Source organism: Janthinobacterium svalbardense (assembly GCF_002327145.1).
GTDB classification, from domain to species: Bacteria; Pseudomonadota; Gammaproteobacteria; order Burkholderiales; family Burkholderiaceae_D; genus Janthinobacterium; species Janthinobacterium tructae.
Genome location: NZ_CP023422.1, coordinates 5,824,267 through 5,846,140 on the forward strand (window position 1 = coordinate 5,824,267; position 21,874 = coordinate 5,846,140).

At 62.6% G+C, this 21,874-nt stretch carries 21 protein-coding genes; 1 reads left to right on the top strand and 20 read right to left on the bottom strand.

Going from position 1 to position 21,874, the window contains the following annotated elements; all coding sequences use genetic code 11:
• Nucleotides 1-31: 31 nt before the first annotated feature.
• Nucleotides 32-1,255: a M24 family metallopeptidase gene (locus CNX70_RS25930; RefSeq protein WP_096237908.1), complete on the top strand. Its 1,224-nt coding sequence runs from the start codon at nucleotides 32-34 to the stop codon at nucleotides 1,253-1,255.
• A 5-nt stretch (nucleotides 1,256-1,260) separates the two neighbouring features.
• Here the strand turns inward: CNX70_RS25930 and CNX70_RS25935 are convergent, their stop codons facing one another.
• The 20 genes from CNX70_RS25935 to paaA form a co-directional block, all read right to left on the bottom strand.
• Nucleotides 1,261-2,832, bottom strand: coding sequence for a methyl-accepting chemotaxis protein (locus CNX70_RS25935; protein ID WP_096237909.1), 1,572 nt, complete (start codon nucleotides 2,830-2,832; stop codon nucleotides 1,261-1,263).
• A 61-nt stretch (nucleotides 2,833-2,893) separates the two neighbouring features.
• Nucleotides 2,894-3,301, bottom strand: a complete 408-nt coding sequence (locus tag CNX70_RS25940; RefSeq protein WP_096237910.1) for a type 2 periplasmic-binding domain-containing protein — start codon at nucleotides 3,299-3,301, stop codon at nucleotides 2,894-2,896.
• A 10-nt stretch (nucleotides 3,302-3,311) separates the two neighbouring features.
• Nucleotides 3,312-4,577: a hypothetical protein gene (locus CNX70_RS25945; RefSeq protein WP_096237911.1), complete on the bottom strand. Its 1,266-nt coding sequence runs from the start codon at nucleotides 4,575-4,577 to the stop codon at nucleotides 3,312-3,314.
• Between the two features lie 388 nt (nucleotides 4,578-4,965).
• Nucleotides 4,966-7,017, bottom strand: coding sequence for a phenylacetic acid degradation bifunctional protein PaaZ (gene paaZ / locus CNX70_RS25950; protein ID WP_096237912.1), 2,052 nt, complete (start codon nucleotides 7,015-7,017; stop codon nucleotides 4,966-4,968).
• Between the two features lie 32 nt (nucleotides 7,018-7,049).
• A complete protein-coding gene (gene paaY, locus CNX70_RS25955) occupies nucleotides 7,050-7,664 on the bottom strand; it encodes a phenylacetic acid degradation protein PaaY (protein WP_096237913.1) in 615 nt (204 codons plus the stop codon).
• A gap of 88 nt (nucleotides 7,665-7,752) precedes the next feature.
• Nucleotides 7,753-8,484 (bottom strand): ABC transporter ATP-binding protein, encoded by a 732-nt coding sequence (locus CNX70_RS25960; protein WP_096237914.1) that lies wholly within the window; start codon nucleotides 8,482-8,484, stop codon nucleotides 7,753-7,755.
• Nucleotides 8,484-9,239, bottom strand: coding sequence for an ABC transporter ATP-binding protein (locus CNX70_RS25965; RefSeq protein WP_096237915.1), 756 nt, complete (start codon nucleotides 9,237-9,239; stop codon nucleotides 8,484-8,486). The genes CNX70_RS25960 and CNX70_RS25965 overlap by 1 nt, the downstream gene beginning before the upstream one ends.
• Before the next feature lies 1 nt (nucleotide 9,240).
• Nucleotides 9,241-10,236 carry a branched-chain amino acid ABC transporter permease gene (locus CNX70_RS25970; RefSeq protein WP_096237916.1) on the bottom strand — a complete coding sequence of 332 codons (996 nt, stop codon included), beginning with the start codon at nucleotides 10,234-10,236 and terminating at the stop codon, nucleotides 9,241-9,243.
• Complete coding sequence (locus tag CNX70_RS25975; RefSeq protein ID WP_010401459.1) at nucleotides 10,233-11,111, bottom strand: branched-chain amino acid ABC transporter permease; 879 nt, start codon at nucleotides 11,109-11,111, stop codon at nucleotides 10,233-10,235. The genes CNX70_RS25970 and CNX70_RS25975 overlap by 4 nt, the downstream gene beginning before the upstream one ends.
• A gap of 94 nt (nucleotides 11,112-11,205) precedes the next feature.
• Nucleotides 11,206-12,357 carry an ABC transporter substrate-binding protein gene (locus tag CNX70_RS25980; RefSeq protein WP_096237917.1) on the bottom strand — a complete coding sequence of 384 codons (1,152 nt, stop codon included), beginning with the start codon at nucleotides 12,355-12,357 and terminating at the stop codon, nucleotides 11,206-11,208.
• Between the two features lie 78 nt (nucleotides 12,358-12,435).
• Nucleotides 12,436-13,641, bottom strand: coding sequence for a 3-oxoadipyl-CoA thiolase (pcaF, locus tag CNX70_RS25985; RefSeq protein ID WP_096237918.1), 1,206 nt, complete (start codon nucleotides 13,639-13,641; stop codon nucleotides 12,436-12,438).
• 22 nt (nucleotides 13,642-13,663) lie between these two features.
• A complete protein-coding gene (gene paaK / locus CNX70_RS25990; RefSeq protein WP_096237919.1) occupies nucleotides 13,664-14,992 on the bottom strand; it encodes a phenylacetate--CoA ligase PaaK in 1,329 nt (442 codons plus the stop codon).
• Between the two features lie 67 nt (nucleotides 14,993-15,059).
• A complete protein-coding gene (gene paaI, locus CNX70_RS25995) occupies nucleotides 15,060-15,485 on the bottom strand; it encodes a hydroxyphenylacetyl-CoA thioesterase PaaI (protein WP_425269212.1) in 426 nt (141 codons plus the stop codon).
• 22 nt (nucleotides 15,486-15,507) lie between these two features.
• On the bottom strand, nucleotides 15,508-17,076 hold the full coding sequence (paaH, locus tag CNX70_RS26000) for a 3-hydroxyacyl-CoA dehydrogenase PaaH (RefSeq protein ID WP_096237920.1): 1,569 nt from the start codon (nucleotides 17,074-17,076) through the stop codon (nucleotides 15,508-15,510).
• Between the two features lies 1 nt (nucleotide 17,077).
• The gene (paaG, locus tag CNX70_RS26005) at nucleotides 17,078-17,869 is read right to left on the bottom strand and encodes a 2-(1,2-epoxy-1,2-dihydrophenyl)acetyl-CoA isomerase PaaG (protein WP_096237921.1); all 792 of its coding nucleotides are present in this window, start codon (nucleotides 17,867-17,869) and stop codon (nucleotides 17,078-17,080) included.
• Nucleotides 17,870-17,958: 89 nt separating this feature from the next.
• Nucleotides 17,959-19,038, bottom strand: coding sequence for a 1,2-phenylacetyl-CoA epoxidase subunit PaaE (gene paaE, locus CNX70_RS26010; protein WP_096237922.1), 1,080 nt, complete (start codon nucleotides 19,036-19,038; stop codon nucleotides 17,959-17,961).
• Nucleotides 19,039-19,078: 40 nt separating this feature from the next.
• Nucleotides 19,079-19,606: a 1,2-phenylacetyl-CoA epoxidase subunit PaaD gene (gene paaD, locus CNX70_RS26015; RefSeq protein WP_096238685.1), complete on the bottom strand. Its 528-nt coding sequence runs from the start codon at nucleotides 19,604-19,606 to the stop codon at nucleotides 19,079-19,081.
• 11 nt (nucleotides 19,607-19,617) lie between these two features.
• Entirely contained in the window at nucleotides 19,618-20,370 is a 753-nt protein-coding gene (gene paaC / locus CNX70_RS26020) for a 1,2-phenylacetyl-CoA epoxidase subunit PaaC (protein WP_096237923.1), read from the bottom strand.
• A gap of 14 nt (nucleotides 20,371-20,384) precedes the next feature.
• A complete protein-coding gene (paaB, locus tag CNX70_RS26025; RefSeq protein ID WP_034746356.1) occupies nucleotides 20,385-20,669 on the bottom strand; it encodes a 1,2-phenylacetyl-CoA epoxidase subunit PaaB in 285 nt (94 codons plus the stop codon).
• A 28-nt stretch (nucleotides 20,670-20,697) separates the two neighbouring features.
• Nucleotides 20,698-21,687 carry a 1,2-phenylacetyl-CoA epoxidase subunit PaaA gene (gene paaA / locus CNX70_RS26030; protein ID WP_071075427.1) on the bottom strand — a complete coding sequence of 330 codons (990 nt, stop codon included), beginning with the start codon at nucleotides 21,685-21,687 and terminating at the stop codon, nucleotides 20,698-20,700.
• Nucleotides 21,688-21,874 lie beyond the last annotated feature (187 nt).

Here is a 21,874-nt window from a genome sequence, read left to right on the forward strand (position 1 = left end):
TCCCTATTCAGCATCGAGCAAAGGAGCAGGCATGAGCATAGGTGGCATTTCCATCGAACAGGCATTGGCATCGCTGTCGGACATGACGGGCGGCATGGTCGCCATCGGCAAGGACGAACATGCGCAACGCATCGCCAGGGCGCAGGACTTCATGCGCGAACAGGGCATCGCCGCGATCTACCTGAACGCGGGCGCTAACCTCACCTATTTTACGGGTACCAAATGGTATGCCAGCGAACGCATGGTGGGCGCCATCCTGCCGGCCAGCGGCGAGATCGAATACATCGCCCCCGCCTTCGAGGAAAGCACCTTGACGGGCTTCATGCTCATCGAGGGCAAGGTCAATTGCTGGGAAGAGCATGAAAGCCCGTACCAGTTGTTCGCCGACGTGCTGGCGCGCATGGGGGTAGCCCAGGATGCGAATCAACCGCCGCGCGTGGGCATCTGCGAAAGCGCCGCCTTCTTCATCTACGACGGCATCCGGCCGCTGGCTCCCGGCTATGCGCTGGAAAACGCGCGCGCCGTCACGGCGTACTGCCGCAGCCGCAAGTCAGCGGCGGAAATCGCCCTGATGCAGCGCGTGATGGACATGACCCTGGCCGTGCACGTGGCCACGGCCAGCATGCTGGTCGAAGGCATCACGACGGTGGAAGTGGAAGAATTCATCCAGCGCGCGCACCGCAAGGTGGGGGCGCCGCGCTCGTATTTTTGCATCGTGCTGTTCGGCGAAGCGACGGCCTACCCGCATGGCGTCAACTACGTGCAAACCTTGAAGGCGGGCGACACGGTGCTGATCGACACGGGTTGCCAGGTGATGAACTACATCTCCGACATCACGCGTACCTATGTGTTTGGTGCGATCAGCGCGCGCCAGCGCAGCGTGTGGAACAGCGAAAAGGCGGCCCAGGCCGCCGCGTTCGCCGCCGCCCGGCTGGGCGTGCCCTGCGGCGACGTCGACCGCGCCGCGCGCGTCTCCCTGGAGGCAGACGGCTTTGGCCCCGGCTACAAGCTGCCGGGCCTGCCGCACCGCACGGGCCACGGCATCGGCCTCGATATCCACGAGTGGCCTTACCTGGTGGGCAACGACACGACGCCGCTCGACGTGGGCATGTGCTTCTCGAACGAGCCGATGATCTGCATCCCCGGCGAATTCGGCATCCGCCACGAAGACCATTTCTACATGACGCAAGACGGTCCGCGCTGGTTCACGCAACCGGCGCACAGCATCGACGATCCGTTCGGTATGCATGCCTAGGCAGCTTACCTCAACGCCAGCCGCCGTGCCGCCGGCATGGGGCTGATTGCCGGCGCGCCGTCCTGCGCCAGCTTGAACACGGCCAGCGCCGTGCCCAGTTGCACGGCCTGTTCCTGCAGCGATTCGGCCGCCGCTGACGCCTCTTCCACCAGCGCGGAGTTTTGCTGCGTCATCTGGTCCATGCTGCCGATGGCCACGCCGATATCGCCGATGCCGGCGCTCTGCGCCTGGCTGGCGGCGCTGATTTCGGCCATGATGTCGGCCACCTTTTTCACCGACTCGACAATCTGGCCCATGGTCAGCCCCGCCTCGTCGACCAGCTTCGAGCCGACATTCACCCTGGCCACCGAATCGCCGATCAATTGCTTGATCTCGCGCGCCGCTGCCGCGCTGCGCTGCGCCAGGTTGCGCACTTCGGATGCCACCACGGCAAAACCGCGTCCCTGCTCGCCCGCGCGCGCCGCTTCCACGGCCGCATTCAAGGCCAGGATATTCGTCTGGAAGGCGATGCCGTCGATCACGCCGATGATGTCGACAATGCGCCTGGACGAGTCATTGATCTCGCCCATGGTGGTGACCACCTGGCTGACCACTTGCCCGCCTTTCACGGCGACAGAAGACGCCGACACCACCAGTGCATGCGCCTGGCCCGCATTGGCCGCGTTGTCGCGCACGGTGCTTGTAAGGCTATCCATGCTGCGCGCCGTCTGATCCAGGCTGCCCGCCTGCGATTCCGTGCGCGCGGCCAGGTCCGCATTGCCTTGCGCGATTTCCGCGCTGGCCACCTGGATGGTTTCGGCCGATGCCTTGATACCGGACACCATGCCAGCCAGCCGGCCACGCATCTCCTTCAGCGCCGCCAGCAGACTGGCCTGGTCGCCCGCCTCGGTCTCGATGTGCATCGAGAGGTCGCCATCGGCCACGGCGCGCGCGATCTGGCGCGCATATTCCGGTTCGCCGCCCAACTGCTGCCAGATGGCGCGCACGACAAAGTGCGACACGGCCGCCAGGCAAACAATGACGGCCAGCGCCACGGCGATGCTGGTATTGAGGGCATGACGCACATTCGCCGCACTGCGCTCGATGCCTTGCTTGAATTGCGCTTGCGCCTGTTCGTTGGTCTTGGCCAGGTCCGTATTGAGCACCGCCAGCGCGCCCTGCATGCGGGCCACAGTGGCTTGCGGGTCGCCCTCTTCCATTTCCAGCATGATGCGCGCCGCACTCATGGCCGGCGCATAGTAGGCATCGAACTCCTTCGCCAATTGCATGCCGTGCTCGCGCTGGCCGGGAATGGCGGCAAAGGCGGCCAGCTTCGCGCGCAGCTTGACAGCCTGGCCATCGACTTGCCCGATGCGCTCCTTGTCACCTTCGCTGACGGCGTCGCGCAAGCCATCGCCGACGGCGGCCAGGTCCAGCGTCAGCGACTTGGCCATGTCGAGCACAGGATAGTCGGCGCTTTCGGTGGCGTGAATGGAATTGAGCGCGGCCGTAGACAGGTAGGCACTGACGGCCAGTCCCAGGCCGAAGATCACGGCCGATACGGCGGGCAGCGCCCATATCTTGCGTTTGATGCTCATTGCTGTCTCCTGATTCTGATGAATTATCGGGCCGCCGCATGGCGCGCGGCCCGAGCCGGCCTTATGGCGCCGTCAGCACTACTTTGACGCTGGCGTCGACGGCACTCTTTTCGATATAGCCGATGGCTTTCGGATCGGCGGCCACGGCCTTTTTCACGTCGGCGCTATTGGCCACCTCTTTCGGCAAGGTCGCCTTGCCCGTGAAGACCAGCTTGGACCACAGGGCCTTCGCCTGCGACGGTTCCTTGTCCGTCACCTTCTTGTAGAACTCGGCGCGCACGGGGGCGCTTTCCGGCTGGTCGATCGGCGTCATGGCCGTCGATTTCCCGAGGAAAAATTGCGCCACCTGTTCATTCGTCATCGCGCCGGCGGCGCTTTTGGGATTGACCACCACGACCACTTCGGCCATGGCGGGAACGCTCATCGACAAGGCCAGCAAGGCAGCCATATGCAAAATAAATGGTTTCATGTGGCGCTCCTTAGAAAACGAAATCGATGGCGGCAGCCACCACCGTGACGGGGCCGCTGAAACCCGGCTTGGCTTGCACGAACAGGCCCTGGCCATTCTTCGGCTTGATGCGGTCGATCTGCACCTTCAAGGCGGCCGAACGGTGGAAGTCCCAGCGCACGCCGATGCTGTCCGTCGATTGCTCCAGCTGGTTGCGCGTGTTGGCCATGGTATTGACGCCGGCCGACAGTGCGCGCAGGGTTGGCGTGCAGGCGGCTGGATAACCGGCCGGGCAGGCAGCCGGCACAGTGTTATTCACGCGATCATCGGCCTTCAGGCTGGCATGGCTGTAATACGGCAAAAAGGCGCCGATGCGGTAGCCGCCCATCACGTACCACGAGGTACTGTCGCTGATATAACTGTCCGTCTTGCGCTTGGCATACTCGGACTGTACCAGGACATTGTTCCAGTCCAGGCCCAGGCCCACGGACGTGAAGGACGCCTTCTTGTCCTTGACTTCCAGCGCATCAGCCAGGGCGCCCAGCTGGGCGATCCGGTAGCCGCTGCCGGCCGCGCGCAAGCTGCCCATCAAGGTATTCAGGCTGGGCGAATCATTGATCGTCAGCTTGGTCTCGGCACGGCCGAAACGCAGGGTCAGGGGACCATGTTCGGCCACCATGTTCAGCGCAACGATGGACTTGCCTTCCACATGCACGGTCGAATCGGGTCCCGTTGCCAGGGTGGCCTTGGTGCGGCCCAGCGCCAGCTGCGTGGTGATGCTGGTATCGCCCAAGCTGAACTGGTAAGTGCCATCGATGCCATCGATGCTGTTCAGAGGCACCTGCGAATACATTTCGCCCGGTGGGCGCAGCATGGTATTGGCATAGCCCACGTTACGGTAATCGGAAATCATGAAGACGGGCAGACCCATGCGGCCAACGCGGACGCTGAAGCTGTCCGACACCTTGGCCTTGGCGAAAGCCCACGCCAGTTCGGCGCCGAAATCATCTTCGCCATCCTTGCGCGCCAGGCCTTGCACGGTGGCCGACAACCAGGGATTGACGGTGACATTGGCCTGCAATCCCAGGTTCGAATCGACGCCCGTACGGGCTGTCCGACCGGCGCCGGCGGCCTGGTTCGGACGCGCGAACTGGGCCTTGTCGGTATCGGCCACAGTTAGCGCGGCCGTGCCGAAACCGCTGATCTTGACGGTCGGGCCGCTGGCGACATCTTCAGCGTAGGCGTGGCTGATGGCCAGGGGCATGGCCAGCAGAAAAATCAGGACGTGTTTATTCATAGTAATTAAATACCCGTAGCGGTGAACGTTAATCGTGGAGTTGGGCTCGAGGTCGATGGTTCACCGGCCATAACAGGCCGGGTCCTTTTTTGCGCCGCCGTCGCCTTGCATGGCATGAATGACGGTGTGACCAGTGAGTAGAACCATGCTACAGAGAAAAAGTCTGCTTTGAAAAGTTTTCCTATGGCAATTACCGATTTTGCCATTTTTCATCGAAAAAACATGGTTTCTAGAGGATTTTATCTAATGAGCAGATGGAAAAAACCACACTTTCGGTATATTTTTCATACACTTATGGATAATTCAAGACGAAAGGAACTCGGATAAAAAAACGCCACCCGCGCAAAGATCGCGGGTGGCGCCGGTCGATGCCGTGCTGCGAAAACGCTTACTCGCGCTTCGACACCAGGGTCAGAATGTCGTAGCTGGCCACCAGTTCCTCGTTCTGGTTGGTCACCTGTACGTCCCACGCCACCACGCCCTGGCCCACGCCAAAGACGTCCTTGCGGTTGCGGTCGACCTTGCGCTTGCAGGTCAGGCGCGCGCGGATGGTATCGCCGATGGCGACGGGGGCGACGAAACGCAGGTTATCCAAGCCATAGTTGGCCAGCACGGGACCGACGCCAGGCGAGACGAACAGGCCGGCGGCGGCCGACAGCACGAAGTAGCCGTGGGCGATGCGCTTGCCGAACTGCGACTCTTTCGCCGCGATTTCATCGAAGTGCATGTAGAAGAAATCGCCCGAGATGCCGCCAAAGGCGACGATGTCCGCTTCGCTGACAGTGCGGCGGTGCGTCAGCAGCGAATCGCCCGTCTTCAGGTCTTCGAAGTGCTTGCGGAACGGATGGATCGGGCTTTCGTTGACATCCGCGCCGCGCACGTATTCGCCGGTGATCGCCGCCAGCATGGTCGGCGAGCCTTGCACGGCCGCCCGTTGCAGGTAGTGGCGCACGGCGCGCACGCCACCCAGTTCCTCGCCGCCGCCCGCGCGGCCAGGGCCGCCGTGCTTCAGTTGCGGCAAGGGCGAGCCATGGCCCGTCGAATCGACGGAGGCCACGCGCTCGAGCACATGCACGCGGCCATGCGTGGCCGCTACTTGCGGCACCACGCGCGCGGCGATCTTCGGATCGCGCGTCACCAGAGTACTCACCAGGCTGCCCTTGCCGCGCGCGGCCAGCGCCAGCGCCTCGTCGATATCCTTGTAGCCCATCATGGTGCTGACGGGGCCGAATGCTTCCACATCATGCACGGCATCGTTGCCGAAGGCGTCGCGGCACAGCAGCAAGGTCGGCGAGAAAAAGCTGCCGTCAAGGGCGCCATCGCCCAGGGGACTGAAACCGTCGGCCGCGCCAAATACCACCTCGTTACCCTGCGACAGGGTGGCGACACGCTCCGCCACATCGTTTTGCTGTTCCTTCGAGGCCAGCGCGCCCATGCGCACGCCTTCGATGGACGGGTCGCCCACCACCACCTTGGCCAGGCGCTCGCGCAAGCGCGTGCCGACGGCATCCATCAGGTGCTCGGGCACGATGATGCGGCGAATCGCCGTGCACTTCTGGCCCGACTTGCCCGTCATCTCGCGTACCACTTCCTTGACGAACAGGTCGAATTCCACGTCGTCTGGCGTGACGTCCGGCGCCAGGATGGCGCAGTTGAGCGAATCGGCTTCGCCGTTGAAGGGTACGGACTGGGCGATCAGGTTCGGATTCGTGCGCAGCTTGGCCGCCGTAGCGGCCGAGCCTGTAAACGTGACGAAATCCTGGCCATTCAAACGGTCCAGCAAGTCGCCCGTGGAACCGATCACCAGTTGCAAGCTGCCAGCCGGCAGCAAGCCCGATTCATGCATCATGCGCACGACGGCTTGCGTCAGGTAGCTCGTCGCCGTGGCCGGCTTGGCGATGCAGGGCATGGCGGCGAGAAAACTCGGCGAGAATTTTTCCAGCAGACCCCAGATGGGGAAATTGAAGGCGTTGATGTGCACGGCCAGGCCGCCGCGCGGCACCAGAATGTGCGTACCGGCGAAGCCGCCTTTTTTACCGAGCGCGATGGCCGGGCCTTCGTGCAGCACGTTCGACGACGGCAGCTCGTTGCTGCCCATGCTGGCGTAGGCGAACAGGGTACCCGTGCCGCCTTCGATATCGACCCAGCTATCGGCGCGCGTGGCGCCCGACAGGTGCGAGATCGCATACAGTTCTTCCTTGCGCTCGACCAGGTACAGGGCCAGCGCCTTGAGGCGCGCGGCGCGCTGCTGGAAGTCCAGCGCCATCAGGCCCGGCACGCCCGTCTTGCGGGCATACGTAACGGCTTCGTCGAAGTCGATCTTCTCGGCATGCGTGTGATAGATCACGCGGTTGTTCAAGGCGCTATGCAGGGGCACGGCGGCGCTTTCGCCCAGCCAGCGGCCGGCGATCAGGCTTTGCAGGGTGGATATGTGAGCCATGTGATTTACTCCTATGTTGGGTTACTGCGTGCTTACTGCGCTGCGGCGTTCTTGTGCAAGTGCAGCGGCAAGGCGGATTCAAAATTGAGGCGCTGGCGGTTCGCCTCGACTTGCGTCAGGGCGTCCACTTCGCGCATCGTCTGCATGGAGCGCACGGCCAGTTCGTGGTACTGGCTGGTGCCCGAGCTTTTCCATTTGATTTCATCGTCGGTGAGCGACCGTATCACCTTGGCGGGCGTGCCCACCACCATGCTGCGCGGCGCGACGATCATGCCCGCCTTGACGAAACTCATGGCGGCGACGATGGATTCCTCACCGATGATGGCATTGTCCATCACCACTGCATTCATGCCGACGAGCGCATTGCGGCCGATGCGGCAGCCATGCAGCACGGCGCCGTGGCCGATGTGGCCATCGACTTCGACCACCGTGTCGCAACCGGGGAAACCGTGCATGACGCAGGTATCCTGCAGGTTCGCGCCCTCTTCCAGGATCAATCGGCCGAAGTCGCCGCGGATCGAGGCCAGCGGACCGATATAGCAGCGCGGGCCAACGATCACGTCGCCGATCAATACCGCGCTCGGATGCACATAGGCGCTGGGGTGGACGACGGGGGTGACGCCGTTGATTTCGTAGACTTTGACCATAAAAACTCCTATATGCCTTGAGATAAAGCGTGCTTTCAGCCCAAGACCTCAACTGCCGGGGTCGGACCCTCAGGGCCCGCCCTTCGGGTTACATACCCAAGTACGCGCTTTGTACCTGCTCGTTATGCAGCAATTCGGGACCGGGGCCGGACAGCGTAATGGCGCCCGTCTCGATCACGTAACCCACGTCGGCAATCGACAGGGCCGCGTGGGCATTCTGCTCGACGAGGAAAATGGTGATGCCCTGGTCGCGCAGTTCGGCGACGATGCGGAAGATTTCCGCGATCAAGAGTGGCGCCAGGCCCATGCTCGGCTCATCAAGCAGCAGCAGTTGCGGACGGCCCATCAGCGCGCGCGCCATGGCCAGCATCTGCTGCTGTCCACCGGACAGCGTACCGGCCAGCAACAAGCGCTTTTCCTTCAGGATGGGGAACAGCCCATACATGCGCTCCATGTCACCCGCCACGTCCTGCGCGGGGCGCGTAAAGGCGCCCAGGCGCAGATTGTCTTCCACCGTCATGGGGCCGAACACTTGCCGCCCTTCCGGCACCTGGCAAATGCCGCTGCGCACGCGTTTGTCGGCACTCATGCGGCTGACGTCCTGGCCGGCGAAAACGATGCTGCCCGCGCTGATCGGCTGCACGCCGGAAATCGCCCGCAGCAGGGTCGTCTTGCCGGCGCCATTCGCGCCCACCAGCGCCACCAGCTGGCCCTGGCGCACCTGCAGGTCGATGCCGTGCAGGGCCTGGATGCGGCCGTAATGGCTGGTCAAGCCGGCGATATCGAGCACCAGCGGAGTTTGAGGTTTTTCCATCTTCATCATGCCGCCACTCCCAGATACGCGGCCACCACGTCGGGGTTGGCGCGCACTTCGGCGGCGGTCCCTTCGGCCAGCTTCTTGCCATAGTCGAGCACCAGGATATGGTCCGACAGATTCATCACCAGTTTCATATCATGCTCGACCAGCACCACCGTCACGCCCGATTGCGCCACCTTGCGTATCAAGGCTTCGATCTCGCCCGTCTCGGTATGGTTCAGACCAGCCGCCGGCTCATCGAGCAGCAGCACCTTCGGTTTGGCCGCCAGCGCGCGCGCGATTTCCAGGCGTTTCAAGGCGCCATACGACATCTGCCCCGCCTCGTCATCGATATGCCGCCCCACGCCGACAAACTCCATCAGGTCCGCCGCCTCGTCGCGACAGGCCGCGTCGGCACGGCGCACGGACGGCAAACGCAGCATGGAGGCGAACAGGTTCTGGTTCAGGCGCAGATGCGCGCCCACCATGACATTATCGATGGCCGTCATGTTCATGCACACCTGCAGGTTCTGGAAGGTGCGGCTCATGCCGCGCCGCGCCAGCGCATCGGGCGGCATGGCGGCCACATTTTCGCCATTCAGCAAAATCTCGCCCCGGGTCGGCGTGTACACACCCGTAATCAGGTTGAACAGAGTCGTCTTGCCGGCGCCGTTCGGCCCGATCACGGAGTGGATATTGCCTTCCTTGACGGTGAAGCTCACGTCCTGCACCGCGTGCACGCCGCCGAAGCTCTTGCTCAGATTGTTAATCGTCAGCATCTCACACCTCCTGTGCCGGTGGTTTATTTGATGCGGCGGGCGCCTTGGGCACCCCTGCCCGCTTGCGCGAACGGCTGGCCAGGCTCGGTACGAGACCTTTGGGCATGAAAATCATGGTGGCCATCAAAATCACGCCGAAGACCACCGTTTCCCAGCCTTCAAAACTGGACAGCAGTTGCGGCAGGATCGTCAGCAGGGCCGCACCGATGATGGAGCCGAAGATCGATGCCATGCCGCCCACCACCACCATCGTTACCAGCTCGATCGAGTGGAAGAAGCCGGCCAGGTTGGGGGTGATAAAACCGATGTAGTGGGCGCTGATGCTGCCCGCAATGCTGGCAATGACGGCCGACAGCACGAACACGCGCACCTTGAAGCGGGTCGTATCGACGCCGACCACGCGGGCTGCCACTTCCGAGCCGTGGATCGCCTGCAGCGCGCGGCCGACGGGCGAATCGATCAGGTTCAGGGCCAGCCAGGTGACCAGCAACAGCAGCACGGCGCACACCAGGTACCACGATTTTTCACCGGCGATTTCCAGCCCGGCGACACTGAAAGCGGAGACCCCGATGCCATCGGGGCCGCCCGTCCATTGCGTTTCGTTGTTGATGACGATGGAAATGATGATGCCCAGGCCCAGAGTCGCCATGGCCAGGGTATGGCCCTTGAGCTTCAACACGGGACGCGCCAGCAGCAGCGCCAGCAAGCCGGTGGCGACGGCACCGGCGGCCAGGGCGGCCAGCGGCGGCCAGCCGTAATGCGTGGTCAGCACGGCCGACGCATACGCGCCCAGGCCATAGAAACCTGCGTGACCGAGGCTGATCTGGCCCGTGTAGCCCATCAACAGGTTCAGGCCGATGACGACGATGGCGTTCAGGGCAATGCGGATCGCCACGTCATAGTAGAACGCATTGGTGAGGAACAGCGGCAGGATGGCCAGCACCAGGGCCAGCACCAGCAGTCCACCGTGGCGCGAACGGGTAAAGAAATTCTTCATACACGCTCCGAATTTTTAGCGCCAAACAAGCCTTGCGGCAGGAAGAACAGGATCAACAGGATCAGCACGAACGGCACCGCGTCTTTATATGCCGAGGAGATGTAGCCGGCCGTCATGGCTTCGGCAATGCCGAGAATGAGGCCACCGGCAATCGCGCCGGCGCCGCCGCCCAGGCCACCCAATACGGCGGCGACAAAGCCTTTCAGGCCCAGCATGATGCCCGCGTCATACGAGGTATACGTGATCGGCGCGACGAGGATGCCGCCCGCCGCGCCCAGCAGGGCCGACAGGCCGAACGAAAACAGCAGCACCTTGCGCGTGTTGATGCCCACCAATTGCGCCGCCAGCTTGTTGTGCGAAGTGGCCAGCATGGCCTTGCCCATCAGGGTGCGGCCGAAGAACCAGCCCAGCACCAGCACGATGACGACCGTCACGCCCAGTACCCACAGGCTTTGCGGCAGCAGGCTGGCGCCCAAAAATTCGATCGGCGCGTCGCCGGAAAACGCTGGCAATGTATGCGTATCCTTGCCCAGCCAGATTTGCACCAGGCCGCGCAGTACCAGCGAGGCGCCGATGGTGATGATCAACAGGGTAATGACCTGCGCATTTTGCGCCGGTTCGATCACGGTTTTTTCCATCAGCAGGCCAACCAGGCCCGTGGCGATGACGGCCAGGATGATGGCCAGCGGCAGCGGCACGCCGGCGGCCGACATCACGGCGGCCAGCATCCCGCCCAGCATGATGAATTCGCCCTGGGCGAAGTTGATCACGCCGCTGGTGTTGTAGATGATGGTAAAGCCCAGCGCCGCCAGTGCGTAGGCGGAACCGACCGTCATCCCGGAATACAGAAATTGTAGAAATTGAGCGACTTCCATGGTGTCTCCATTATGTTCGGCTACGCGCGGACCGCCTTCAAGGGCAGCCCGCGCAGGTACTTCTGGCTTACTTATTTCGAACAAATTTCGAACATTATTTCGACAATTGCCATTCGCCGTTCTTCACTTCCACCATGCGGAACGCCGACAGGTCCAGGCCCATGTGGTCCTTGGCCGACATGTTGAAGACACCGGTGGTGCCGACAAAACCCTTGGTCGTTTCCAGCGCCGCCCGCACTTTTTCGCGATCCGTGCCGCCGGCGCGCTTGATGGCATCGACCGACAGATTCAGGGCATCGAGTGCATAGCCGCCAAAGGTCGACGGATCGATCTTGTAGCGCTCTTTATACGTCTTGTCGTAGCCGACCACGATGGCCTTCTGCGCGTCGCTATCGGGCAGCATGGCGCCGATCAAGAGGGCCGGTGTTGGCAGGCGCACGCCTTCGGCGGCCTTGCCCGACAGCTTCAGATACTCGTCCGACGCCACGCCGTGCGACTGGTACAGCGGCAGCGCGGACATGCCCAGTTGGCCATAGTTCTTGGTCACCACGGCAGGACCCTGGCCCAGCCCAAAGACGAAGACGGCTTGCACGCCGGCCGTATTCTTGATGCGCGTGAGCTGCGCCGTGATATCCGTGTCTTTCGGGCCGTAGGTTTCATCGGCCACCAGGGTGATGCCATATTTGGAGGCGACGATCTGCGATTCCTTGCGGCCCGATGCGCCGAAGCCGCTCGTTTCCGACAGCAGACCGACCTTGCTGATGCCACGCTTCTTCATGTCCTCGAACACCTTCTCGGCCGCCATGCGGTCCGTATGGGGCGTCTTGAACACCCATTTCTTGACGGGGTCGATGATGACCACGGCGCCTGCCAGCGAAATGAACGGCATGCTGGCACGCTCCACCAGCGGCGCCATCGCCATCGTCGCGCCGGTGGTGGTGCCACCGATCAGCACATCGACCTTGTCCGACTCGATCAGGCGCTTGGTAAAACCGTTGGCCTTGGCCGCATCGCTGCCGTCGTCGTAGTGCACCAGTTCCAGCTTGCGTCCCAGGACGCCGCCGGCCGCATTGATTTTCTCGATATACAGCTGCAGGGTTTTCAGTTCAGGGTCGCCCAGGAAGGCGGCAGGTCCCGTGACGGACAGCACGGATCCGATCTTGATGTTCTCGGCCGCATACGCGCCTGCGGCGGACATGGCCAGCACGCCAGCGATCAGGGTTTTCTTGAAAATATTGGCAATCATTGTGGTCTCCACCAGGTTGGCACTACGGTCAATGTATGGTTGGCGCTTTTTTTACCAGCCTGCGCCTTTTTTACTTTTTTATACGCGTTCAATTACGACAGCAATACCCTGCCCCACGCCGATGCACATGGTGCACAGCGCATAGCGCCCGCCCGTGCGTTCCAGCTGGTTCAATGCGGCCATCACCAGGCGCGCACCCGATGCGCCCAGCGGGTGGCCGATGGCAATCGCGCCGCCATTCGGGTTCACGTGGGCCGCGTCGTCCGCCAGGCCCAGGTCGCGCGTGACGGCCAGCGCCTGCGCCGCAAACGCTTCATTGAGCTCGATCACATCCATCTGCTCGATGCTCAATCCCGTCTGCGCCAGCACCTTGCGCGAGGCTGGCGAGGGGCCAAAGCCCATGATGCGCGGCGCCAGGCCGGCCGTGGCCATGCCCAGCACTTTTGCGCGCGGCGTCAATTTGTACTTGTCCACGGCGGCGGCGGACGCCAGCAGGATGGCGCAGGCGCCGTCGTTCAAACCAGAGGCATTGCCAGCCGTGACCGTGCCATCCGGTTTGACCACGCCCTTGAGCTTTGCCAGCATCTCGATCGAGGTATCGGGACGCGGATGTTCGTCGCTGGTGACCATCTTCGGCTCGCCTTTTTTCTGCGGCACGGCGACGGGCACGATTTCGCGATCGAAGACGCCAGCCGCGTTAGCGGCCGCCCAGCGCTGCTGGCTGCGCAAGGCCAGACCATCCTGGTCGGCGCGGCTGATGCCAAATTCCACGGCCACGTTTTCCGCCGTTTCCGGCATGGTGTCGATGCCGTACTGCGTTTTCATCTTGCCATTGACGAAGCGCCAGCCCAGGGTCGTGTCTTCGATTTTCGCCGCGCGCGAGAATGCGCCGTCAGCCTTGCCCATCACGAAAGGCGCGCGTGTCATGCTTTCCACGCCACCGGCAATGATCAGCTCCGCCTCGCCCGCCTTGATGGAGCGGGCAGCCATGCCGACGGCATCCAGGCTGGAGCCGCACAGGCGGTTGATGGTATTGGCCGGCACTGCTGCCGGCAAACCGGCCAGCAGCGCAGCCATGCGGCCCACGTTGCGGTTGTCTTCGCCCGCCTGGTTGGCGCAGCCGTAGAACACGTCGTCGATGGCGGACCAGTCGACGGAAGGATTGCGGGCGATCAGCGCGGCAATCGGCAGCGCGCCCAGGTCGTCGGCGCGCACGCTGGAGAGTGCCCCGCCATAGCGGCCAAAGGGAGTGCGCACGGCATCACAGATAAAGGCTTCGTTCATGTATGCTTCCTTGTTCGGACTATCAGGGGAAAAGCTTCGGGCGCTGGTCGACCACGCGGCGGGCCTTGCCCGTCAGGGTGCGTTCGATGCCGGCGGCGGCCACCAGGCGCACGCGCGTGCTCACGCCCACATGCGTCTTGATGCGGTGTTCCAGCTCGCGCGCCAAGCCATCGGTCTCGCTGGCCGAAATGGTGGCGGTGAGGTCGATACGCAGCTCGGCGATCACTTCAAGCTTGTCGAGGTGGCCGTCGCGCGTGACCACCAGCTGGTATTGCGGCGCCAGCTTCGGCATCTTCAAAATCAGCTCTTCGATCTGGGTGGGGAAGACGTTCACGCCGCGGATGATCAGCATGTCGTCCGAGCGGCCCGTGATCTTGCCGATGCGGCGCATCGAGCGCGAGGTGGGCGGCAGCAAGCGGGTCAGGTCGCGCGTGCGGTAGCGGATGACAGGCAGCGCTTCCTTCGACAGCGAGGTGAAGACCAGTTCGCCCTCCGAGCCATCCGGCAGCACTTCGCCCGTTTCCGGATCGATGATTTCGGGATAAAAATGGTCTTCCCAGATGACGGGACCGTCCTTGCTTTCGATGCATTCGGACGCCACACCAGGCCCCATCACTTCGGACAGGCCATAGATGTCGACGGCGTCGATGCCGGCGCGCGCTTCGATTTCCGCACGCATGGCGTCCGTCCACGGCTCGGCGCCGAAGATGCCCACCTTCAGCGACGATTCAGCCGGATCGAGACCCTGGCGCGTGAATTCCTCGATGATGTTGAGCATGTACGACGGCGTGACCATGATGATCGATGGCTTGAAATCCTGGATCAGTTGCACCTGCTTTTCCGTCTGGCCACCCGACATCGGGATGACGGTGCAGCCCAGGCGTTCGGCGCCATAGTGCGCGCCCAGGCCGCCCGTGAACAGGCCGTAGCCGTAGGAGATATGCACCATGTCGCCCGCGCGGCCGCCGCCAGCGCGGATCGAGCGCGCCACCACGTTGGCCCAGGTATCGATGTCGTTCTGCGTGTAGCCAACTACCGTGGCCTTGCCCGTGGTGCCGCTCGATGCGTGGATACGCACCACTTGCTCGCGCGGCACGGCAAACAGGCCGAACGGGTAATTATCGCGCAAGACTTTTTTATCGGTGAACGGGAATTTCGACAAGTCGGACAGCGACTTCAGGTCGTCCGGATGCACGCCCGCTTCGTCAAAAGCGGCGCGGTAATGGGGCACGTTGTCATACGCGTGCTTGAGCGTCCATTTCATGCGTTCGAGCTGCAGCGCCTGCAATTCATCCTTGCTGGCGCGCTCGATCGGTTCGAGGTCATTGGGGGAAGGCGTACGTTGGACCATCATTGTCTCCTGTTTAATTCCTTAACTATTCAATCGGTACTGGCAGTTCAAGCCTGCTCTTGTCACTTCAATTGCTGATGACTTCGCCCGCCACGCGGATCGACTTGCCGCGAAACAGCGCGACGGCGCGGCCATCCTGGTTGCTGACCTTGACGTCGTAGACGCCGCTCTTGCCGGCCAGCGCCTGTTCGACGGCATGCGCCGTGAGCACGTCGCCTTCGCGGCCCGGCGCCAGATAATCGATGCTGCAGCCGGCGCCCACGGTATTCATGTTGTAGCTGTTGCAGGCAAACGCGAAGGCGCTGTCGGCCAGGGCAAAGATAAAGCCGCCGTGGCAGGTCTGGTGACCATTGAGCATGTCTGGGCGCACCGTCATCGTCATGCGCGCATGGCCGGGTCCCACCTCGGCCAGGGCGATGCCCATGGCAGCGGTGGCGTTGTCGCGCGACAGCATGGAAGCGGCGGCCGCTTCAGCCAGAGCTTGCGCGGTCATGTTGTGGTCCTTATTTGACATATCATTCGGCATGAAACGTCGCTCCAGTGGCAAGTTTGCGGCGCAGCAGCGGCGAGACACGGTAGCGGTCTTCGCCATAGCCATGCGCCAGGTGGTGCAGCACGGTCACGATCTGCTGGACGCCCACCGCATCGGCCCAGGCCAGCGGTCCGCGCGGATAATTGACGCCCTTCTGCATGGCGATATCGACGGCAGCTACCGTGCACACACCCTGGTTGACGGCGTCGGCCGCCTCATTGGCCAGCATGGCCACCGTGCGCATGACGGCCAGGCCAGGCACGTCGTCCAGGCGCGTGACGATGAAACCGGCTGCCTGGAACAGGCCGACGGTAGCTGCGTAGGCGGCATCGCTGCACTGGTCGGCACGCGCCACGGCAATGCGCTTGGCTCCGGCGTAATCGAGCGCCAGGTCGAACAGCACCGTGTCAGGATGCTGGTTGTCGTGCGCGCGCTGGGTGGCGCTGCGTCCGTCCGTGAGATAAATCGCGGCGCCGTGGCAATGCAGGGCCGGCGCTTCGTCATGCGCCTGGCCTTCCTGCATGACGCGGCGGCTGACGGTGATGCCGGCCTGCTCCAGGCGCTGCACCAGGCTGCGAATGACGCCGCTGTGGCCACGGCCATCGCCGCCGATGGCCGCCGACAGGGCGACGAATTCCGGGGTCGCTTGCGCGCTTTCCGCCTGCGCCACGGGGGCAGGCGCGCCTTCGCTGTACAGGTAAAAGCCACGGCCCGATTTGCGGCCGAGGAAACCGGCGTTGACCATTTCCTGCTGCAGCACGGACGGCGTGAAGCGCGGGTCGTTGAAATAGGCGCCGAACACGGATTGGGTGACGGAGAAATTGACGTCGTGGCCGATCAGGTCCATCAACTCGAATGGCCCCATGCGGAAACCGCCCGCTTCGCGCAGCACGGCATCGATGGTGGCAGCATCGCCCGCCTGTTCGTTCAACAGGCGCCAGCCTTCCGCGTAAAACGGACGGGCGACACGGTTGACGATGAAGCCGGGCGTCGATTTCGCATGCACGGGGTTCTTGCCCCAGGCGATCGAGGTGTCATACACGGTGGCGGCGACTTGTTCGCTGGTGGCCAGGCCACTGATCACTTCGACCAGCGCCATCAGGGGCACGGGATTAAAGAAGTGCATGCCGACCAGGCGTTCAGGGCGGCGCAACTTGGCGGCGATGGCCGTCACGGAAATCGACGACGTGTTTGTCGCCAGGATGCAGTCGTCGCTGACTAACGCTTCGAGTTCGGCGAACAGGCCGCGCTTGACGTCGAGATTTTCCACGATGGCTTCCACCACCAGAGAAGCGTCGCTCACCTCGGCCAGGCTGCCGGCCGCCTGCAGGCGCGCCGTGGCGGCCGTGGCTTCTTCCGCCGTCATGCGGCCCTTTTCAGCCAGCTTCGCATACATCTTGCCGATGTCGGCCAGCGCCTTGCTGACGGCTTCCGCGCGCGTGTCGTACAGCTTGACTGTGTAGCCGGCGGCCGCAGCCACCTGTGCGATGCCGGCGCCCATGGCGCCGCTGCCGATGACGGCGACGATACTATTGTGTGCCAATGCGCTCATATCAGTGTCCCTTGAATTGCGGTGCGCGCTTTTCCATGAAGGCGGCCACGCCTTCGCGGTAATCGTCGCTGTGACCGAGATCGCTCATCATGCGCGCTTCCAGCGCCAGCTGCTGCGGCAAGGTATTCGCACCGCTGGCGGCCAGCGCCTGCTTGGTATAGGCCAGGCCCCTGGTCGGCGCCGTGGAAAAGTGCACGGCCAGCTTGCGCGTTTCTTCGGCCAGCTGCGCATCGTCCACGCATTTCCAGATCAGGCCCCAGTCCTCGGCTTTTTCGGCCGTCAGTTTTTCGCCGAGCATGGCCAGGCCCATGGCGCGCGCCGAACCGATCAACCGCGGCAGGAAGAAAGTGCCGCCCGTGTCCGGGATCAGGCCCAGCTTGCAGAACACTTCGACGAAGCTGGCCGACTTGCCGGCGATGACGATGTCGCAGGCCAGCGCCAGGTTGGCGCCCGCGCCGGCGGCCACGCCATTGACGGCGCAAATCACGGGCATCGGCAGTGCTTTCAAGGCCAGCACCAGCGGTGCATAGTTCTTTTCCACCGACTCGCCCAGGTCCACGCTTTTCGAACCCGGTTCGACGGCGCGGTCGGACAGATCCTGGCCCGCGCAAAAGCCACGGCCCGCGCCCGTCAGCACGAACACGCGCACGGCGCTGTCGGCGTTCACTTGCGCAATCGCATCGCGCACTTCCTCGTGCATGGCTTGCGTAAAACTATTGAGTTTGTCGGGACGGTTCAGGGTGAGCGTCGCGATGCCCTGCTCGATGGTGAAGAGGATGTTTTGGTAGGTCATGGCGTCTCGCTTCAATTTTTTAAACCCAGCTGCAAGTGCCGGGGTCGGCCCCTGAGGGTCCGACCCCAGTCTTCGCTTGGGGTCTGATGTTATTCAGCCTGGTCAAAGTCAACCACGACCTTGTCGGTCAGCGGAAAACTCTGGCAACTGAGGACGAAGCCGCGCGCCACTTCGTAGTCTTCCAGCGCGTAGTTGACGTCCATCTCGACCTTGCCGTCGAGGATCTTGCAGCGGCAGGTCGAGCATACGCCGCCCTTGCACGAGTAGCGCATGTCCAGCCCAGCGCGCAGGCCCGCGTCGAGAATGGATTCCTTGTCCTTGTCCATCGTGAAGGTGGTGTGGTTGCCATCCATGATGACGGTCACTTCCGTTTCCTGCACGGCGCCCGCGTCGAACTGGGCGCGCGGCTTGTGGGCATTTTTCGGGATGCTGGCGGCGAACAGTTCGATCTTGATGTTCTGCTTGGGCATGCCGGCCGCCTGCAGGGCGGCGGAGACGCCCAGCATCATGTCTTCCGGGCCGCAGATGAAGGCGTTGTCGTAATCTTCTACCTTGATCCAGTGCTGCAGGAACTGCTCGCATTTTTCCTGCGTGATGCGGCCGTTGAACAGCTCGATATCCTGCTGCTCGCGGCTCATCACGTACACCAGGTTCAAACGCTCCAGGTACACGTCCTTCAAGTCCGTCAATTCTTCCTTGAAGATGACGGACGACGAAGCGCGGTTGCCGTAGAAGAGGGTGAAACGGCTCAATGGCTCCGTCAGCAGTGTCGTCTTGATGATGGAGAGGATGGGCGTGATGCCGCTGCCGGCCGCAAACGCCAGGTAGTGCTTGCGGTTGACGCAGTCGAGCGGCACGTTGAAGTGGCCCATGGGTGGCATCACCTCGATGGTGGCGCCGGCCTTGAGGGTATCGTTCGCCCAGGTAGAGAAAGCGCCGCCGGGCGTGCGCTTGATGGCCACGCGCAGGGTACCATCCTGCACCGCCGAACAGATGGAATACGAGCGGCGCACGTCTTCCGCATTGATATTGGCGCGCAGGGTCAGGTGCTGGCCCTGCTGGAAGCGGAACTGCTGCTGCAGTTCGGCCGGCACGTCGAACGTGACGGCGATGGTGTCGCGCGTTTCATTGCGCACGTTCGCTACGCACAGCGGATAAAATTTACTCATGCTTCATCTCCAGTTTCTTCGGAACGTGTGCCTGATTTTTTTAGTGGCACTTGAAGTAATCAAACGGTTCGCGGCAAGCCAGGCATTTGTACAGGGCCTTGCACGGCGTGGAGCCAAACTGGCTGGTCAGCTGCGTATGCGTGGAACCGCAATTCGGGCAGACCACCTCCAGCGTCGGCATGGGCTGGCGCTTGACACCACCCGCTGTTGCGCTACGAAGGCCGCTGATGTCGATCACCTGCTGCTGCGGCGGGGCGATGCCATAGCCTTTCAGCTTGGCCTTGCCCGCCTCGCTCATCCAGTCCGTGGTCCAGGCGGGTGCCAGCTGGTTCACCAGCGTTACCTTGGCCACGCCATGGCTGCGCAAGGCATCCGTGACGGCATCGGCGATCACCTGCATGGCCGGGCAGCCCGAATAGGTGGGCGTGATCGTCACGATGCACTCTTCGCTGCTGACCACATCGACGGCGCGCACGATGCCCAGGTCCACCACCGAAATGACGGGAATTTCCGGGTCCGGCACGTCGCCCAGCCAGGCCCAGACCTGGGCCGCGTCCAGCGTTGCCATGGGCGTGTTCACTACCACTCCGCCCCGGGATAGGCGCGCTGCAGGAACTGCATCTCGGCCAGAATAAAACCCAGGTGTTCCGTGTGCGTGCCCTGCTTGCCGCCCTTTTGCATCCAGGCGTCGGGCGCCGGCATGCTCAAGGTGGCTTCGGCAAAGATCTCGGCCACGTGTTCGAGGAAGGCCTGGCGCAACACGTCCGATGGCGGCGCGATGCCGGCTGCAAGCATGGCCTGGTCGACGGCGTCGTACTTGAACATCTCCCCCGTGTACATCCACAGCTTGTCGGCCGCCGCCTGCGTCTTGGCATGGCTGTCCGCCGTACCGTCGCCGAGACGCACGATCAGGTCACCGCTGCGGCGCAGGTGATACGTCACTTCCTTGACCGACTTCTGCGCCACTTCGACGATGCGTGGATCACTGCATTTCGCCAGTTCCAGCAGCTGGAAGTAGTGCCAGGTGTCGAAGAAGAACTGGCGCATCATGGTGTCGGCGTAATTACCGTTCGGCTGCTCCAGCAGCAGGCAATTCTTGAAGTCGTGGGCGTCGCGCAAAAAGGCGATGTCATCCTCGTCGCGGCCCGCGTTTTCCAGTTCAGCCGCATAGCTGAACCACAAGCGCGTCTGGCCCAGCAGATCGAGCGCCACGTTGGTCAGCGCCATGTCTTCTTCCAGCGCGGGACCCTTGCCGCACAGCTGCGACAGCTGCTGGCTGAGGATCAGGGCATTGTCGCCCAGGCGCAGGAGGTAATTGACTTTGTCATCCATTGCAGGCGCTCCCATCACAGGTTCTTGACTTCTTCCGGCATCGGGAAGAAGGTGGGATGGCGGTACACCTTGCTGTTCGACGGCTCGAACAGGGCGCCCTTGTCGCCGGGGCTGCTGGCGACGATATCGGCCGCGCGCACCACCCAGATGCTCACGCCTTCATTGCGGCGCGTGTAGACGTCGCGCGCATGGTTGACCGCCATGGTGGCGTCGGAGGCGTGCAGGCTGCCCACATGCTTGTGCGCCAGGCCGTGCTGGCTGCGGATGAAAACTTCCCACAATGGCCATTCTTTGCTCATGTTGCTCTCCCCTATCTGTCTTATGTAATTACGCTGCTGCTTTATTAGCGGCTTGCTTGTCTGCATACGCGAGCAAGGCATCGCGGAACCACTCGCCGTCTTCATACGCTTTCACCCGCGTTTGCAAACGCTCGCGGTTGCACGGACCATTGCCCTTCAGGACATTGTTGAACTCGGACCAGTCGATCTCGCCGAATTCATAGTGGCCCGTTTCCGCATTGAACTTCAGGTCGGGATCGGGCACGGTCAAGCCCAGGTACTCGATTTGCGGCACGGTCTGGTCAACCATGCGCTGGCGCAATTCGTCATTCGAGAACAGCTTGATGCGCCATTGTGCCGACTGGGCGCTGTTGACGGAGGCGGCATCGGACGGACCGAACATCATCAAGGACGGCCACCACCAGCGGTTCAGCGCATCCTGCGCCATGGCTTTCTGCTCTGGCGTACCCTTGCACAGCGACATCATGATGTCGTAACCCTGGCGTGCATGGAATGATTCTTCCTTGCAGACGCGGATCATGGCGCGTGCATACGGGCCATACGAGCAGCGGCACAGGGGAATCTGGTTGATGATGGCGGAGCCGTCGACCAGCCAGCCGATGGCGCCCATGTCGGCCCACGACAGGGTGGGATAGTTAAAGATGCTGGAATACTTGGCTTTGCCCGAGTGCAAGGCAGCGAGCAGATCGTCGCGCGACACGCCCAGGGTTTCGGCGGCGCTGTACAGGTACAGGCCGTGACCCGCTTCGTCCTGGATCTTCGCCAGCAGGATGGACTTGCGTTTCAAGGTCGGTGCGCGCGTGACCCAATTACCTTCGGGCAATTGACCGACGATTTCCGAATGCGCATGCTGCGAAATCTGGCGGATCAGGGTCTTGCGGTAAGCGTCCGGCATCCAGTCCTTGGCCTCGATCTTGATGCCTTCGTCGATGCGCGCCTGAAAAGCGCGCTCTTCCTGGCCCATGTCGTCGATGGAGCGGACGTTCTTGAGGCCGGTTTCAACCATTTGTGCGTACATGATCTGTCTCCCATGTCTTTGATTTTGCGCAGCAACGCGGTGCGATCAACAGATAATACGATACAAAAAACTATTTGCATACACTTGATGTGAATCATTTTAAAAATTCGTATCTTGTGCGGTTGTGCGTATGATATTGCTGATGAGAAAACACTGCGAAGTGCCACCAGCGCTTCCTGCAAATTAT

Bases quoted from the DNA above. Each gene is read 5' to 3' on its own strand.
- paaG (WP_096237921.1), bottom strand. From the start codon at position 17,869: ATGACCTACCAAAACATCCTCTTCACCATCGAGCAGGGCATCGCGACG.
- CNX70_RS25940 (WP_096237910.1), bottom strand. From the start codon at position 3,301: ATGAAACCATTTATTTTGCATATGGCTGCCTTGCTGGCCTTGTCGATG.
- pcaF (WP_096237918.1), bottom strand. From the start codon at position 13,641: ATGAACGAAGCCTTTATCTGTGATGCCGTGCGCACTCCCTTTGGCCGC.
- CNX70_RS25935 (WP_096237909.1), bottom strand. From the start codon at position 2,832: ATGAGCATCAAACGCAAGATATGGGCGCTGCCCGCCGTATCGGCCGTG.
- CNX70_RS25960 (WP_096237914.1), bottom strand. From the start codon at position 8,484: ATGAAGATGGAAAAACCTCAAACTCCGCTGGTGCTCGATATCGCCGGC.
- paaK (WP_096237919.1), bottom strand. From the start codon at position 14,992: ATGGTCCAACGTACGCCTTCCCCCAATGACCTCGAACCGATCGAGCGC.
- CNX70_RS25945 (WP_096237911.1), bottom strand. From the start codon at position 4,577: ATGAATAAACACGTCCTGATTTTTCTGCTGGCCATGCCCCTGGCCATC.
- paaC (WP_096237923.1), bottom strand. From the start codon at position 20,370: ATGGATGACAAAGTCAATTACCTCCTGCGCCTGGGCGACAATGCCCTG.
- CNX70_RS25930 (WP_096237908.1), top strand. From the start codon at position 32: ATGAGCATAGGTGGCATTTCCATCGAACAGGCATTGGCATCGCTGTCG.
- CNX70_RS25975 (WP_010401459.1), bottom strand. From the start codon at position 11,111: ATGGAAGTCGCTCAATTTCTACAATTTCTGTATTCCGGGATGACGGTC.
- paaD (WP_096238685.1), bottom strand. From the start codon at position 19,606: ATGGCAACGCTGGACGCGGCCCAGGTCTGGGCCTGGCTGGGCGACGTG.
- paaB (WP_034746356.1), bottom strand. From the start codon at position 20,669: ATGAGCAAAGAATGGCCATTGTGGGAAGTTTTCATCCGCAGCCAGCAC.
- paaH (WP_096237920.1), bottom strand. From the start codon at position 17,076: ATGAGCGCATTGGCACACAATAGTATCGTCGCCGTCATCGGCAGCGGC.
- paaI (WP_425269212.1), bottom strand. From the start codon at position 15,485: ATGACCGCGCAAGCTCTGGCTGAAGCGGCCGCCGCTTCCATGCTGTCG.
- CNX70_RS25965 (WP_096237915.1), bottom strand. From the start codon at position 9,239: ATGCTGACGATTAACAATCTGAGCAAGAGCTTCGGCGGCGTGCACGCG.
- paaY (WP_096237913.1), bottom strand. From the start codon at position 7,664: ATGGTCAAAGTCTACGAAATCAACGGCGTCACCCCCGTCGTCCACCCC.
- paaZ (WP_096237912.1), bottom strand. From the start codon at position 7,017: ATGGCTCACATATCCACCCTGCAAAGCCTGATCGCCGGCCGCTGGCTG.
- CNX70_RS25980 (WP_096237917.1), bottom strand. From the start codon at position 12,357: ATGATTGCCAATATTTTCAAGAAAACCCTGATCGCTGGCGTGCTGGCC.
- paaA (WP_071075427.1), bottom strand. From the start codon at position 21,687: ATGTACGCACAAATGGTTGAAACCGGCCTCAAGAACGTCCGCTCCATC.
- paaE (WP_096237922.1), bottom strand. From the start codon at position 19,038: ATGAGTAAATTTTATCCGCTGTGCGTAGCGAACGTGCGCAATGAAACG.
- CNX70_RS25970 (WP_096237916.1), bottom strand. From the start codon at position 10,236: ATGAAGAATTTCTTTACCCGTTCGCGCCACGGTGGACTGCTGGTGCTG.